13 protein-coding genes are annotated in these 14,341 nt (G+C 42.0%); all 13 read right to left on the bottom strand.

What is annotated here, in order from left to right; all coding sequences use genetic code 11:
• Positions 1–555: 555 nt before the first annotated feature.
• The 13 genes from CEQ75_RS08980 to CEQ75_RS08915 all read right to left on the bottom strand — a co-directional run bounded on the left by CEQ75_RS08980 (position 556) and on the right by CEQ75_RS08915 (position 14,309).
• Positions 556–873, bottom strand: a complete 318-nt coding sequence (locus tag CEQ75_RS08980) for a type II toxin-antitoxin system RelE/ParE family toxin (protein ID WP_157677386.1) — start codon at positions 871–873, stop codon at positions 556–558.
• Positions 854–1,126, bottom strand: coding sequence for a type II toxin-antitoxin system Phd/YefM family antitoxin (locus CEQ75_RS08975; protein ID WP_089610029.1), 273 nt, complete (start codon positions 1,124–1,126; stop codon positions 854–856). The genes CEQ75_RS08980 and CEQ75_RS08975 overlap by 20 nt, the downstream gene beginning before the upstream one ends.
• 781 nt (positions 1,127–1,907) lie before the next feature.
• Positions 1,908–2,378: a glycine/sarcosine/betaine reductase complex selenoprotein A gene (gene grdA / locus CEQ75_RS08970; RefSeq protein WP_089610028.1), complete on the bottom strand. Its 471-nt coding sequence runs from the start codon at positions 2,376–2,378 to the stop codon at positions 1,908–1,910.
• Positions 2,379–2,445: 67 nt separating this feature from the next.
• Positions 2,446–2,763 carry a thioredoxin TrxA gene (trxA, locus tag CEQ75_RS08965; RefSeq protein ID WP_089610027.1) on the bottom strand — a complete coding sequence of 106 codons (318 nt, stop codon included), beginning with the start codon at positions 2,761–2,763 and terminating at the stop codon, positions 2,446–2,448.
• A gap of 50 nt (positions 2,764–2,813) precedes the next feature.
• A complete protein-coding gene (locus tag CEQ75_RS08960) occupies positions 2,814–3,629 on the bottom strand; it encodes a 4Fe-4S binding protein (protein WP_089610026.1) in 816 nt (271 codons plus the stop codon).
• Positions 3,630–3,719: 90 nt separating this feature from the next.
• Positions 3,720–5,051, bottom strand: coding sequence for a glycine/betaine/sarcosine/D-proline family reductase selenoprotein B (locus tag CEQ75_RS08950; RefSeq protein ID WP_242965429.1), 1,332 nt, complete (start codon positions 5,049–5,051; stop codon positions 3,720–3,722).
• Between the two features lie 23 nt (positions 5,052–5,074).
• Positions 5,075–6,361, bottom strand: a complete 1,287-nt coding sequence (locus CEQ75_RS08945) for a glycine/sarcosine/betaine reductase component B subunit (RefSeq protein ID WP_089610023.1) — start codon at positions 6,359–6,361, stop codon at positions 5,075–5,077.
• 90 nt (positions 6,362–6,451) lie between these two features.
• The gene (locus tag CEQ75_RS08940; protein WP_089610022.1) at positions 6,452–7,768 is read right to left on the bottom strand and encodes an MFS transporter; all 1,317 of its coding nucleotides are present in this window, start codon (positions 7,766–7,768) and stop codon (positions 6,452–6,454) included.
• Between the two features lie 453 nt (positions 7,769–8,221).
• Positions 8,222–8,947 carry a FadR/GntR family transcriptional regulator gene (locus CEQ75_RS08935; RefSeq protein ID WP_089612570.1) on the bottom strand — a complete coding sequence of 242 codons (726 nt, stop codon included), beginning with the start codon at positions 8,945–8,947 and terminating at the stop codon, positions 8,222–8,224.
• Positions 8,948–9,019: 72 nt separating this feature from the next.
• Positions 9,020–9,661 (bottom strand): LysE family transporter, encoded by a 642-nt coding sequence (locus CEQ75_RS08930; protein ID WP_089610021.1) that lies wholly within the window; start codon positions 9,659–9,661, stop codon positions 9,020–9,022.
• Positions 9,662–10,063: 402 nt separating this feature from the next.
• The gene (locus CEQ75_RS08925) at positions 10,064–11,746 is read right to left on the bottom strand and encodes an ABC transporter ATP-binding protein (RefSeq protein ID WP_089610020.1); all 1,683 of its coding nucleotides are present in this window, start codon (positions 11,744–11,746) and stop codon (positions 10,064–10,066) included.
• Positions 11,736–13,511, bottom strand: a complete 1,776-nt coding sequence (locus CEQ75_RS08920; protein WP_089610019.1) for an ABC transporter ATP-binding protein — start codon at positions 13,509–13,511, stop codon at positions 11,736–11,738. Before CEQ75_RS08920 ends, CEQ75_RS08925 begins: the two co-directional genes overlap by 11 nt.
• 150 nt (positions 13,512–13,661) lie before the next feature.
• A complete protein-coding gene (locus CEQ75_RS08915) occupies positions 13,662–14,309 on the bottom strand; it encodes a TraR/DksA C4-type zinc finger protein (protein ID WP_089610018.1) in 648 nt (215 codons plus the stop codon).
• Positions 14,310–14,341 lie beyond the last annotated feature (32 nt).

Genomic DNA, 14,341 nt, shown 5'->3' with positions numbered 1-14,341 from the left:
GAGAGATCTAACCCATGTGTGCTATTAATTCGAGAAATTATGCTTCTTTTTTATCCTTCATCCGCTGGGCCAGGGTTTCACCACCGATTAGAAAATCAGTAGTGTGGAGTTTTTTAATTCGCGTTTTGAGAAAAATATAAAACGTTACCGAGGGAGTAAACAGGGGACGGTTATTAAGTGTCATTTGGAAGTAAACAGGGGACGGTTCTTTGTTTGATATAGATATCCTGACTTAACGGGTTTACTTTTAATAAGATTTATTAGGTTAGAACAAAGAAACGTCCCATGTTCTGCCCTACTATTTGAGCAGCTTTGGATAGTCTTTCTTTCCGTTGACGATACGGTAAATGTACACGTCGTCATGAAATACTTTATAAATGCAAACGTATGTGGAAGTAATAACCAGCTTCCGATATCCATTTTCGGAAGTAAACAGGGGACGGTGAAGTAAACAGGGGACGGTTCTTTGTTTGATATAGATATCCTGACTTAACGGGTTTACTTTTAATAAGATTTATTAGGTTAGAACAAAGAAACGTCCCATGTTCTGCCCTACTATTTGAGCAGCTTTGGATAGTCTTTCTTTCCGTTGACGATACGGTAAATGTACACGTCGTCATGAAATACTTTATAAATGCAAACGTATGTGGAAGCAATAACCAGCTTCCGATATCCGTTTTCTGCAAGCACAGGGTCGGGATGCGTCTGACCCATAAGCGGAAACTGAGACAGACGGTTAATTGTTCTCTCTATTTCCACTGTAACCTCCCTCGCAGAGTTAACACCGACCTTTTCAAGATGGTATCTGGCTATATCCAGAATGTCCTCTCTTGCCGGTGCGAGATAGATCAGCTTATTTCTCTGCGGCGGCATAAAGATCCTCCAATTCCTCATGAATCTGCTCCGGCGTAAATGTGGGCATGCCGCTCAGACGTGCAACTTCCGCCTCGTATACCTTATCTCTGTGACGAAACATTTTTTCCCTTTCTTCAAAGGCATCTACACTCAAAACAACGAGATCCGCCTCGCCTTTATTGGTGATGATGATTGGCTCACCAGATGTTTTTGCAAGCTCAGATATTTGCGTATACTCATTTCTCAATGCTGTTGACGGTTTGATATTCATAACGCCACATCCTTCCTCTGATATTATTATATCAGGGATATGATAGATACTCAATGTGCTATTGGGTTTTTTAGTATACGCCGTAGCCACAGCTTGTGTGCCAAGCTATTGGTTAGTTTAGGTGAACCGCAGGGACTGTCCGGTTTGTCTCCCGGTTCACCATTCTGGTCGATTTAAAGTCAAGATTAAAGTCCAGTGTTTTTAAGCGTTTAATATGCCACTGATAAAATCATAGAAAATGGGAGTATCGCATACTTCTTCATACTATTTCGAAAAAGCAGTTCTGCATCACCCCTTTAAAAATGGAACTATGTATTTGCCGTTGATTATTTTTTCCAAATGATTCCAACCCCGGGGCTTCCGGCCCTTTACATTCAACATATACATCACGAGCAGCATTCCAATCACCTGGTTTTACCCTTTCTGCTAAACCTCCTTCCCCAGGTGTCTGATGAGCATGTATTTTTTCATGGAACAGTACAAAGGCTCAACAATCAGTGATTTCCTGACTGTTGAGCTTTTATTAAGGGGATAAATAAACGAAAGTGCAGTTTAATGAGAAGCGGGAAACAGGAAGAAAGGTTCACCTCTGTTATACCCCTCACCAATACCTGGGCCATAACCCCAGCCGATAGATTCATAGCTGCCCCCGGAATTAAACGTAGAGAACATCTTAATTATCATCAGAAAAACATTTCGTATAGATGTGCGGAATAAATTGGTTTTTATAAATGTAAGTGGTGATACGGTAACCCACACACCACATCACCACTTCATGATATTAGTACTTAGAATATTGATTACGAATAGTTTTCATCTCCCCGGCAATACTGTCGACATCAAGTACCATTTCCATCATACCAATCTGTTCTTCATATAAGGCTTCCGGAATTTCTGCTTTTATCTCCGGCTCACAAATATGATATACCTTAAGTCCTAACTGGACTCCTGCCAATGGACCTGCAAAAGTTGGGTCTCCGGCTGTCACTGTTTCGGCGGCAATCCCTGCGGCTTCACCCTCCGCTGCTCCAAGAACTACAACAATGTTCTCAGGGTCGTATTTTTCGGACAGTTCTTTTACCCTATTCTGGTTTTCCAGATCCATCGCACCTGCGGCAGTTCAAACAAAACATTCTGTTGAGGAGAATACAACTTCTGCTCCCGCCTCCTTTACACAGTCTTCAATAGTAGGGCCGGGAATGCCGTCTCTGTCGCCTACAATAATAATCTTCTTTCCTTCCAAAATACTCATTGTTTTCCCTCCTTCCTTAAGTATTCATATATACCAAACCGTTTGGTGTAACGGAGTTGGTGCCTTTTTAAAGATACTTATTAATCATAGCTTCAATATTTTCCCGGGAGGCATCTTCCTTTACCAGTTCCTCCACCTTTACACCGTTCTGATAGATAGCCATAACAGGCAAGCCCATGACCTTTTGCCCAATAGCAAGGCGGCGTGCTTTTGTGGTGTTAAGGGAGGTAAACTTCAGCTTATCTCCGTATTTATCCGCCATTTCATGAACAAAAGGCATCAGCGCCTCACAGGGCACACAGCCATCACCAAAAAAGTCTACGAAAACGCTACCATCCGCCTTTAATACTTCAGATTCAAAGTTTTCTTTTGTTAATTCCAGCATTATTTTCATCCTTCCATAAATGGTTCTTTAAATGGTTCTTATTTTGGTTCTTATTTTGGTACCGAAACTTCGCAAGGCACTCCCACCTGACATTTTCCACAACCATAGTAAGGACTGCACTTTTTTGTAATGCCATCTATAAACTCTGAACAAATTCTATCGTTTTTACCCTGTTCTAATGTAATTGCTCCCACCGGGCAATTATGTGCACATACACCGCACATACTACAGTAGTCGTTAATTCCTGTATATTTCCTTTTATCAGTCGGCAAAGGTATTGCAGTAATTATACTTCCAAAACGACCGCAAATGCCCTTTTTCGTAATTAATCCATTGGAGAGACCAAATGTACCTAATCCGCAAACATAGGCAACATGACGTTCCGACCAACAACTGGCAAAACGCAGGGTACTGCCTTCAATATATTTTTTAACAGAAAACCGTGGATCTAAGATGGGGGCAACACTGTCAAATCCAGCTTCAACTAGATTATTTAGCAAATAGATTGTCAATTTAACAACAAATTCTTGCCCTTCAATTCGGCCGTGAAGCCATTCCGCAGAAGGCCACGACATATCCTTTTTATTTCCCTTGCGGATCTGTTCGGTAAATGGAAGGAAAAATGATATAACCGTTTTTGCGTTGTTAAGCCACTGTTCAGGAATCATGAAATGTTCACCAACTGCAAAAGGTTCCTTTAAAGATTCAAAACAGTCATCTGCCGCATCACCAAAAGCTAAAATAGGAGGCTCAAAAATTCGCATACCTGACATTTCCGGCAAAAGGGCTTTTGCCTCCGGAACAAAGTTGTGTGGTGATATGTTCGTAAAATCTGTTGCTAACCTTATAATTTCATTACGTTCCATTGGCAAAAAACCCCCTGATTTAATTTAATTGTCTTTTTCATCAGATAAACTTTATTCGTCTGCCAATCACTAAATAAAACTTGAATAATACTAACCAACAGTTAAGATTCTTGGCTCAGTAACATCTTGCTGCAATAATTCCAGTGCTTTTTTAACATATTTCCTACGTAATTCTTTTTCCTTTTCCGGAGTCAGTTTAGGATTACCCACAGGATGGGGAACGGCCTCTCCTACAACGACCCTATTTACACCAAGCATTTCAGCGATATTAGGAATAGCCGTAATTTGTACTACCGGGAATCCAGCCTTTTCAATTTCTCTTGCTATCGTTGACCCGCAACGAGTACTGGTTCCTCAGGTGGATGTTAGGATTACAGCATCAACGGTACCCCTCTTTTTGAGTTCGGCGGCTATTAAACTGCCATTTTCAGCACATTTTTTTGATACAGTCGTACAAGCAGGCATAGAGTAAAATGTGTCATGAATTTTGCCAACCTCGCCTTCATTTACCAGATCACGCATAATATCGTAGGGGACTAACCTGTCTGGATCCTGCAAAACATAGTCATTAAAATATCCGGCATGCACAACTTCATAACTTTGGAACATCCCATCCAAATTGTATGCTCCCCAGCGAATGTTACTTCTTGTTGTCATTCTGTCGGGATTTCCTTTAGGTACTAAGCCGCCGTCACTAACAAAGGCAATTTCAGCTTTGCTTAAATCTTTAACAGCAGCCGGAATTTCAAATTTTTCAAACCTATCGGGAGTAACTTCACTGACAAAGGGTTCTCCTTTAATTTTCTTCAGTAAAGCTTCAACGCTTCTTTGGGCAATAGACTTATCACAATACTCATTTCTTAGCTGATCACGGGTAAAATAATCATATTCCTTGGGATCAGGCAGATTTTCAAAAGAGATTAACCTTATTCCATCTTCTTTGGCGGTAAGAGCGGAAGCTAACCGTGCCATTTTTTGCAGAACCTTAATCATATCACGGCTTTGATTTGCTGTCTTGACAATATGAACAGACTTTCTATACAAATCCATACCAGGGGCGGACTCATCCATACCAGATACAACGGGGATACCAAATTCATCACCTACCGCTTTACACATGGCACCGCAGGCAACGCTATAACGTCCGGCAGCAAAAGCAGGACCTGCAAAAAATAGGTCAGGTTGATATTGTTTTACTAATTTCAATCCTTCTGCCGCATTTTCTTCCGAATTAGCGGAAAAATAGTCATCACCGCAAATAATTGTGGCAACTATTTCAGCGTCATCGCCAAGTGCTTTTTGCAAAGCCAAGCCAGGCCCCACTGGACCTTCCTTAACGGAAAAACCAACTGCTGCTTGTTCTTCTCCGCCAACTTGACCAAAAAACTGATTTAGATAGTGAACTACTCTTTTCTTAGCCATTATAGGACACCTCTCTTTATAGACTAATATTCTTTAACGATTATTTCTCTGTTTCCGGTAAGATCGTGAACCCCGGCAAGCAAATACTCCTCAATATCAATAACCGGATCCCCTGCATATTGTTCAATACCTTGACTGTATAATCGGGTATCGGCAGCACCTCCCAGGAACTTTTCCGCCTGAAAATGTATTTTAGTTTTTTCAAATTGGTTGCCGGAAATAGTAATCAAATCAAGAAGCTCATCATTAAACAATATGGTATCTCCAAGCGTACCTGTTGAAGTTAAAGGCGTAGTATAAACGCAGGTTTTAATTCCCAGCTTTTCACATTCTATTCCTGTAGTCGAAATATCGATGTGAGGCATCCCGCCTAATATTTTTTGAATGATCGCTGCGTCGGCACCAAGAATATTCTTAATCAGGTGTGCAGACATGGAAGCACCGCGATTCCTTGAATCGGCATCCATATTTGCCGTTGCTGCGACAACCCCTACAAAATTCAAATCCTTTCCATGGTGCTTATAAAGTTCTTTTATGACACCATGATTTTGAATACAATAGGAATCAATACCTTTCAGGGCATTCCAACCAACAAACCCCCCATCCAGAACCTCGTTGGGATGTACCACGATCGGCATATTGAAGCTGATGTTGTTCCCATAAACAACTTTATCCGAAACAGCAAGATAATCGAATTGGGGACTATATGTCTGATAATACAGGGCTACCCGAGGAAGATCAGATTTTGCGCATTCAGTCAAATCGGATTCAAAAACTTCCACCTCGTTGACAGTAAGTCCTTCAGCAGCCTGCGCCATATAAACTGCCGCTTTATATCCGGCATTTTTTACAGCATCTTCAAAGTCTCTTTCCCCAACCCCTTCTGCAACATAAGGGGCAACAACTAAATTTTTCATTTTGCCATAAGGACTTAGCTCCGCTACAGGACCGCTCATATCAAGAAGTCCGCTTTCAGCTCTGTTTGTGCTCGGGTTGCAGACAACAACAGCTGTACCCCTTAAAGATCTGGTTTTCCCACTTCCGGCAATTTGCATCTTCCCAATAAAACCCGGGAAATCGGCATCCTCTTTATCCACCTTGCACCGCGGTTGTATAACGTCTTGAACATTTAATATCCTAGTCTTATCACCCGGGCAAGCCAGATTTATATCCACAGACTTGATTCTGGCGTCTTTAAGTATTAGCTCCTCCAGCTCTTTAAAATTAATTTGCAACACACCTTCTTGGGCGCAAGTTTTTAAACCTTCTTGAACATCATTAATGTCTATCGATTCGATCACAAGCCTCATTTGATTCTAACCTCCTATTATCAAATTTAAAACATAACCATAAACCCTGACTTATTCCACTATGTCTCCATGGGTGCACACTTTTTTTGCCTACTGCTCTTCTCTACCCTCCTTGAAAAACGCGAATAGGATCACACCCAAAATTAACCCGCAAGCCGGAACAGCAAAAGCTGCCTGGTAAGCCGCCACTGGATACACATTTTTCGCAATCGGTTCAAAAGTACCAACAACCGCTCCCATAACATACTGATAAAATGCCCCGCCGCCAAAGAGAAACATGTTTAATGCCCCTACAGCGGTTCCCGCAAATTTTGGCTCGTAGATTTCTTGTGAGCAGGTAAAGCAGGAAACAAACGTACCTCCCGTCAATCCATACCCAAAAAACAGTGCATATAACATTGTTGTAGACAAACTGCCTGCTAAAAAGATTAATGGAATATAAAACAGAATGTGCAGAAGACAACCCCAGAACAGAACTTTTTTACGGGATTTCAAAATTTTGTCCGACATATAACCTGCTATAGGACAACCAAACACCATACCCAGAGGGAACATCATAAGAACGCTTCCTGCCAATTCTTTCGATAGACCATATACATTTTGCAAATATGGACCTGCCCACAATGATCCCACACCCATAAAAGAACCGTAATAGGAGAAAAGCAATATAGCGAGCAAGTAGAACTTTTTGGTGCCGAACACTGTTTTTAAAGATTCACCTAATGAAGGTTTCACTACTTCGGTTTGCATCACAGCGCCGTTCACTTGGTTAGGTGAAGGTAACCCCATATCACTTGGTTTATTGCGAATAACCCCGTAAGAAATTGCCGCCGTTACAAAGGTCAATATTGCTACCAAGCTGAAAGAATTTCTCCATCCGATATTCCCCATAAGAAAAACTAAAGGAGTAGTGGATATCAACGCCCCAACATTTCCAACAGCTAGCAAAATACCTGAATACGTACCTCTTTCATCAGATTTGTACCAGTCAGCCAGAATTCTCATAGCTGCCACGTATACAACTCCAACACCTAAACCGACTATAAATCTTCCCGTAGCAAGCATTATCATACTGGTACCCAAAGAGAAAATTAATCCTCCGATACCTGCAAGAAATACAAATGCAGTGATCGTTTTGCGTGCTCCCCAGGAATCAGCCAATAGACCCCCAGGTACTGCAGTTACCGCATACGCCCAAAAATACATGGAACCGACCAGGCCCAGTTCAGATGGCGTTAAGGAAAATTCCCTCATAAGCTCCGGTCCCACAACAGCCGGAGCTGCTCTTTGGAAATAAGAGAGTATATATGTAACAGAAATGGCAACAAAGATCCAGAGCCTATACCTCTTTAGTTTGACAATCAACACCTCATCTTGTGGAGTACTACTTTTTGGCTCAACTTTCATGTTTGAACTGGCATCTCCTTTCTTTAATTTTGATCTTTTAATTTATATAAACTGGCATTCTGGAATGCCAGGGAAATTAAAAAATTTTAATTATTTTTAGTTTGGAATTCCGGTATGCCACTTAGATTAAAAAAATTTATGAAATGTTGAGCTATATTTTTTTTGAATTCTGTTATGTCAAGATGTAATCAAGAGATACCCATTTTGCTAAAGTCCTGCCGATGGTTCTGCATAAACAGAGTTCTTGGCATTAGGGGAGTTTTTACTCCATCGGATGCTTAGAAATCGTTATCCAGAAATTAAGTGTCACTTTCCACTTATCTCGCCGATAAAAAGTTCTTATGATAATATGTACAATTAACCCAATTTTATTGGCATTCTGGAATGCCAATAAAATTGGATATTTTTTAAGTTACAAAATTGGAATATCAGAAATAATAAAAGGCTGCACAGTTACTCTTTTATTGCATTGTGCAAGTCACATAGATGTTCGTGCATAGCTAGAGTAGCTTTTTCCACATCTTGTTCTTTGATCGCTTGAAAAAGTTCTTTATGGTATGATAATGCCGTGTTTTGTTGCAAAATTTCTTTTAATGATAGCTTTCGTGAATACTTTAATGGCTCCATCAAAATTTCATTTATCTTGATTATTATATCATTACCGGAAGCAGCGATTATGGCGGAGTGAAAACGGATGGATGCATTACCCACATCTTTTTTCATAATTATATTTCTTTCCATCTCCATTATAGCGTCTTCCATTATATCCATATCTTTTTTTGTGCGATTCTGTACAGCTAATTGAACTGCTTTGATTTCAATCGCATCACGTGCTTCAAATAAGTCATGCAAGCTATTCTCGGGATCAAACAATAAAAAACCAATATTACTTAATAAATAATTAATATCTATCTTCTTAACAATAACCCCTTTTCCACGAACATATTGTATAGCACCTAAAAACTCCAAAATTTTTAGGGCCTGACTAACAGGCATTCGACTAACATTTAGCATTTGTGCCAGTTCCCGTTCCGACGGAAGTATATCTCCTTCTTTTAAATACCCTTTCATTATCCACTCGCGAATTCGTTCGACAACTTGGAAATAGAGCATCTCTGAGTTCTTTTTTGTCATTTTGTTCAATTCTAGCTCTTCATCTGGAATACTTATTTTAATCATCCTTTTATGGAATGCCAACATTCCGGTTTATGAATTGAGTATATTCCCAATGTATTTAATTGTCAAGCATTTTTATAGTATTTGTAGTATTTGTAAAACCGCTTTGTAAATAAAATTTCCTCCGAAGAAAACCAGTAATCCGCCAAGTACTGCAATGATTATACGATAAATATTCTCTTTAATGAATTTACGGGTGGAGCCCACGACCGTGGAAACTAACCCATACCAAATAAAATCAGCGGAAATATGACCTACATAGAATACCAACACTCCCAAAGGGCCAAATGACTTGTATGCCTCCAGAAGAAAACCCAATCCGATAATTACCCACCATATAAGAAAATAAGGGTTGGCCGCACTAATCACAGCCCCCGAAAGGAGCATATTTTTTGTATCTGAGCCATTATGTTCCATTTCAATTTTAATTTTATTCTTTGCTGAATTGACAATCATTTCAATACCCATGAAAATTAATAATAATCCACCGATAATTCCAATAATGATCTGGGCCATATCCGATTGCAGGATAATGTCAAACCCCAAAAAAATCAAGGCAATAAGAATAACCTCCAATAGAGCATGTCCAAGGGTAATAATAAAACCTGACAAGGGACCGGTATTTAATGACTGCCTGATTGTGTACGTAAGTAAGGGGCCAGGCATCATGGCACCGGAAAAGCCTAATGCCAAGGCAGTTGTAAAAATAAGAAGCATTAAAATATACACCCGCTTTCAATTACCATAGGAGCAAACAGGGCAAACAGGGGACGGTTCCTTGTTCTAGCACCGGTAAATCTTATTAACATTAAAAACAGTAAGTATGGATATCTTTGTCAAACAAGGAACCGTCCCCTGTTTGACTCCCCTGTTTGACTATTAACCGATAACATTGAACCCCCGTCAATGTCTTTGATGGCTTCTCACGGCTTTAACCCGCATCCGACTAAAATCATGGATCCTATAACCAAAAGAACACATAGACTCTTTTTCATATTCATCCCCCACTTATTTAAAATCACAATTCCGGTTCGCCTGTTTGTGACCAATTTATATCCATATCCACATCTACATATCCACATATCATTTCAACATTGGCAAACTATTTCCTGCCGAAAATCAGATTACCTCCTTGGTTTGGTTTCCGATTTGGATAATTCGCTGGTTAAGAGTATTCTCATGTAAGCGGTGGGAAATAGAAATCACGGTTCGTCCTTGGGAGGCACGTTTTAACGCTTCCAAAACCCGGCCCTCGGTATCGCTGTCCAGGTTGGCGGTGATTTCATCCAACAGCAGGATTTTTGGAGAAGCGGCTACCGCCCGTGCAATGGAGAGCAGCTGAAATTGACCTTGTGAAAAAGCAGCATGTTCAGCCTCTGTGTCATATCCTTTTGCCAGAGCCAAAATACTCTCGTGAAGACCAACCAACTTGGCCGCATCCTCTACCTGTGTGAAGCTGATTTCCGGGTCAAACAAAGAAATTTGATCTGTCACCGTACCGGCTACCTGGTGAAAGGACTGCTCCACATAACCAAACAATTTTCTTTTTTGTGTATCGGGGATTTTATCGGCATCCACACCATTTATCAGCACTCTTCCTTCATCGGGGCTGTACATGCCCAGAAGCAAACGGAAGATGGTGCTTTTCCCGGCACCAGTTCTTCCCGCGATGGTAACTGCTTCACCAGATGCTACCGTAAAGCATAGATCATTGAAGATTGGATTTTCTAAAGTTTTTTCCTGATCATAGCTAAAACTCACATGGTCAAAGTGAATAAATGGACCGTTACCTGGGTTAAGTTCCCTATTAGTGATCGATGAATCCGTTTTCTTACGCTCCGGTTCCTGTAAAAACTCATTAATTCTTTTTATACCGGCCACAGCGGATTGGATGTTCTGAATCTCCATCCCGATACTTTCTATCGGTTCAAATACCCTGCTTACATAAGCAATCATCGCTACCGCCGTACCAACGGTAATTCCAAAAAACTGCTGTACCTGACCGCCCAAGGCTGCTAAGATCATCATTGATGCAATGATACAGGCGCTGATAAAGATGACAATGGGTGAATAAATAGAATCATACAGATTGGACTTATCTGTGGCACGATAGCTTTCCTCAATGTAATCATCATATTTTTGCTCCATGTATTTTTGGCGAAACAAGGTGTGAATCATGCGAATATTGCCAATGGTCTCCGGTACATGGTTGTTGACCTTGCTGATGGCGATGCGATTGGCCAGCTGAGCCTGGAGTATCTGCTTTTGGAATTGGCGTGTCATGACAAAGATCAGGGGTGTAATCAGGATCATGATCAAACCAAGACCTTTGCTTTTGTAAAAGATCACCGCCAGAATACTGAGGACCTTGAAAGCGTCGGCAAACATACTAATGATCCCGTTGGTGAACATGGAATCCACCGCATCCACATCGTTCACAAAGCGGGAAGTTATTTTGCCAGGTTCATGCTCTGTGAAATAAGCAACTGGCAGATATTGAAGCTTGGCGCACATTTCACTGCGCAAACCCCTGGTGACCTTTTGTCCAAACTTCGTAATCATGACATTCTGCCCCGACTCAAATAACCCTGAAATAGCGAGCAAGCCAAAGTAAGCGAGGGGGAGATTAAGGGGAACCTGCTCTGGTGCAATCAGGAGATTGACGATTCGTTCTAAAACCAGCGGCGGGAAGAGGGCGGTCACAATCGCACCTGCGATGATAAATACCATCGCAAGAGTCAGCCCTTTAGAGGACGAAATAATTTTGAAGACCACAGATTTAAGACCCCTCTCATGATTCATTTTGCCCGCCCCCTTCCGCTTGCGCCTGATAGAGCTTTTGATAAACGCCATTTACCTGCATCAATTCCTCATGGGTAGAAAATATGCCGGTGCCCTTGTCTAAAAAGAGCACTTTATCTAATGATGGAAACAGGTAGAGACGATGAGAAATAAGCAGCACAATTTTATCTTTGGTCAGCATGTGCAGGTTTTTAAATATTTCTTGCTCCGTGATTTTATCAACTGCGGAAAAGGGATCATCTAAAATCAAAATTTGCCGGGCGTTATAAAGGGTGCGGGCTAGGGCAGTCCGTGATTGCTGACCTCCCGAAAGCCTGATACCGCTGCTGCCAACTGTTGTGGCAGCCCCGTGGGGCATTTGTGCTATTTCTTCATCAAAACATACTGCCTGAAGATAAGGTGTAATGTCCCTTTCTTCTCCCAGCCGGATATTTTCCTCGATACTGTCGCTCATCAGTTCCGGCTCGTGTCCCATATATGAAATCAGTCTGCTCCGTTCGTAGTCACTTAACTGGGATAATTCCCGATCCCCCACTCGGATGCTCCCATGATAGGGCACTTCACCAATAAATGCTTTGCCCAGTGTGGATTTGCCGCAGGCAATGGGCCCTGTGACACCGATGATCTGTCCTGGATCGCCAGAAAAAGAAATACCTTTCAGCACCTGGGCACAACCCGGCCAGCGCAGTGACAGATCCGATACCATAAGTTTTGCCGGCTGTGAAAAATCAATTGAGGTGCGGGTATCCGGCTCCCTATATTCTTTCATCAACGGCTTAATCCTTGCCCATGATACCTGTGCCTTTTGCACTGAATTAAACAGTTTGGCCGCCTTTGAGGATTTAAGGGCCATTTTTGTAAAGGCGGAAAGAAAGGTGGTAAAGGCGGCGATATTCCAGCTGGTCCAGCCTGTCCCCAGCACATTTTTTGCTCCAAAATATATAATCAGGACAGCACCGCTCATAGCTATAATGTTGTAAAGGGGCTGCATGGTGTTTTCCCATATATTTGCAGCCACAGCACGTGTTTCGTAGTCCTTGAGATGGGATTCATAAGCAATGTCACGGTTGGTCTCGCCGCCATAAATACGATAGGTAACACCATTGGAGATCCTGTCCATGGTGGCATTGTTCAGGCGGCCCGCACTTTTTTTGTATTCCCCATTATAATAAGCGATGCGGGTTTTCAGCTGACCGGCAATGAAATAGGCAATGGGTGTGAAGCTGCAAGAAAGCAAAGCCAGCCGCCAGTCATAAAAGAAAAGCAAGGCGAGATAGGCCACCAGCACCACACCGGTATCAAACACCTCTGTGGTAAATTTGCGCATGCCCTCCACGCAGGCATCCACATCGGCGATTGCTTTGGTCATTACAGGACCAAGACCCTCCTGCTCCAATTCGTCCTTCCTCATGTTGACCAGACTGTTATAGAGCATATGGCGCATATTGCGGCTGGTATTATTGGCGAAGCGGCGCACATAAAACCGTTTGATGCTGCGCATCAGCTGAACCATGAGGATGACTGCCAAGTAGAAAAAAGCAAGTCTGACCATGGAGTAGAAATCCTTTTCTCCTTTAAAAATGTCCAGCAAACGCTGGGCCAGCTGCCCTTCAAAATAGGGCCCGGCCAGCATGCCCACGTTATAAAGGATGCCGGAAACCGTTACCAATGTCAGTGGCCATAATTCCAATTTGAAATAGGACAGGATACGATTGGGTTCTGTGACATTTTTAATCTGTCGTTTTTCGTCCCGTTTTCTGCCCATCTTATCTGCCTCCTTCTTTAAAAAGCCTTTTGTTAGATACTTTTCAACGCCGTTAAAATTTTTCCTGCCAAAAAATAAAAGCCGGTTCAGGGCAGTTTTGCCCCACCGGCTTTTGTTGAAATTTTTCACGTTCTGTTAAAGTTTTCATGCCTAGCTAAAATCCTGATGAATAATCCCATCCCGGGAACGAACATAGGGGATCTGATCCACATCTGTCACCCCACCCCGATCCTCTTCCCAATGCTCATAGACATTAGGATATTGAGCATCGCTGCCTTCTCCCAGATCCTGAGGCGTGTCGGCGGTACCAAAGCGGGCCACAGCCTGCCAGGCATCTTCCCCGTCAAAGGCGTTCTGTTCGGAAGAACCATCGACATGGTTTCCGAAAGGCGGTTGAATCACTTGCTCTTCTATGGGGCGGGGAGTACGGTCCGGTCCTGTTTGCTCCTTTTTACACTGGAAACATAAATCTGTTGAAGGCATGGCTTCCAGTCTTTCCCTATCAATGGGCGTCCCACACTGAGCACAAATGCCATAAGTATGGTTATCGATTTTTTCTAAAGCCCTCATTACATTTTGATACTGGATTTGGGCACTATCTCTCAGGGAAAGATCCTTGCTCCGTTCAAATAATTCATCTCCAATATCTGCCGGATGATTATCATACATGGATAATTCACCGATGGAAGAAGCCATCGGGTCGTCTAATCCCTGGCTGATGCTTTCGATACTCCTCTTAAGTTCTTCCTTCTCCTCTAAGAGTTGGGCACGGAAACATGCTAATTTATTTTGATCCAATTTGGGTTTCCTCCCTTTAATTAATAACAGAG

The sequence above is a fragment of the Dehalobacterium formicoaceticum genome, assembly GCF_002224645.1.
Classification (GTDB): Bacteria; Bacillota; Dehalobacteriia; order Dehalobacteriales; family Dehalobacteriaceae; genus Dehalobacterium; species Dehalobacterium formicoaceticum.
Note: the sequence above shows the minus strand (reverse complement) of the source record. Positions and strands in the feature narration are given on the sequence as shown.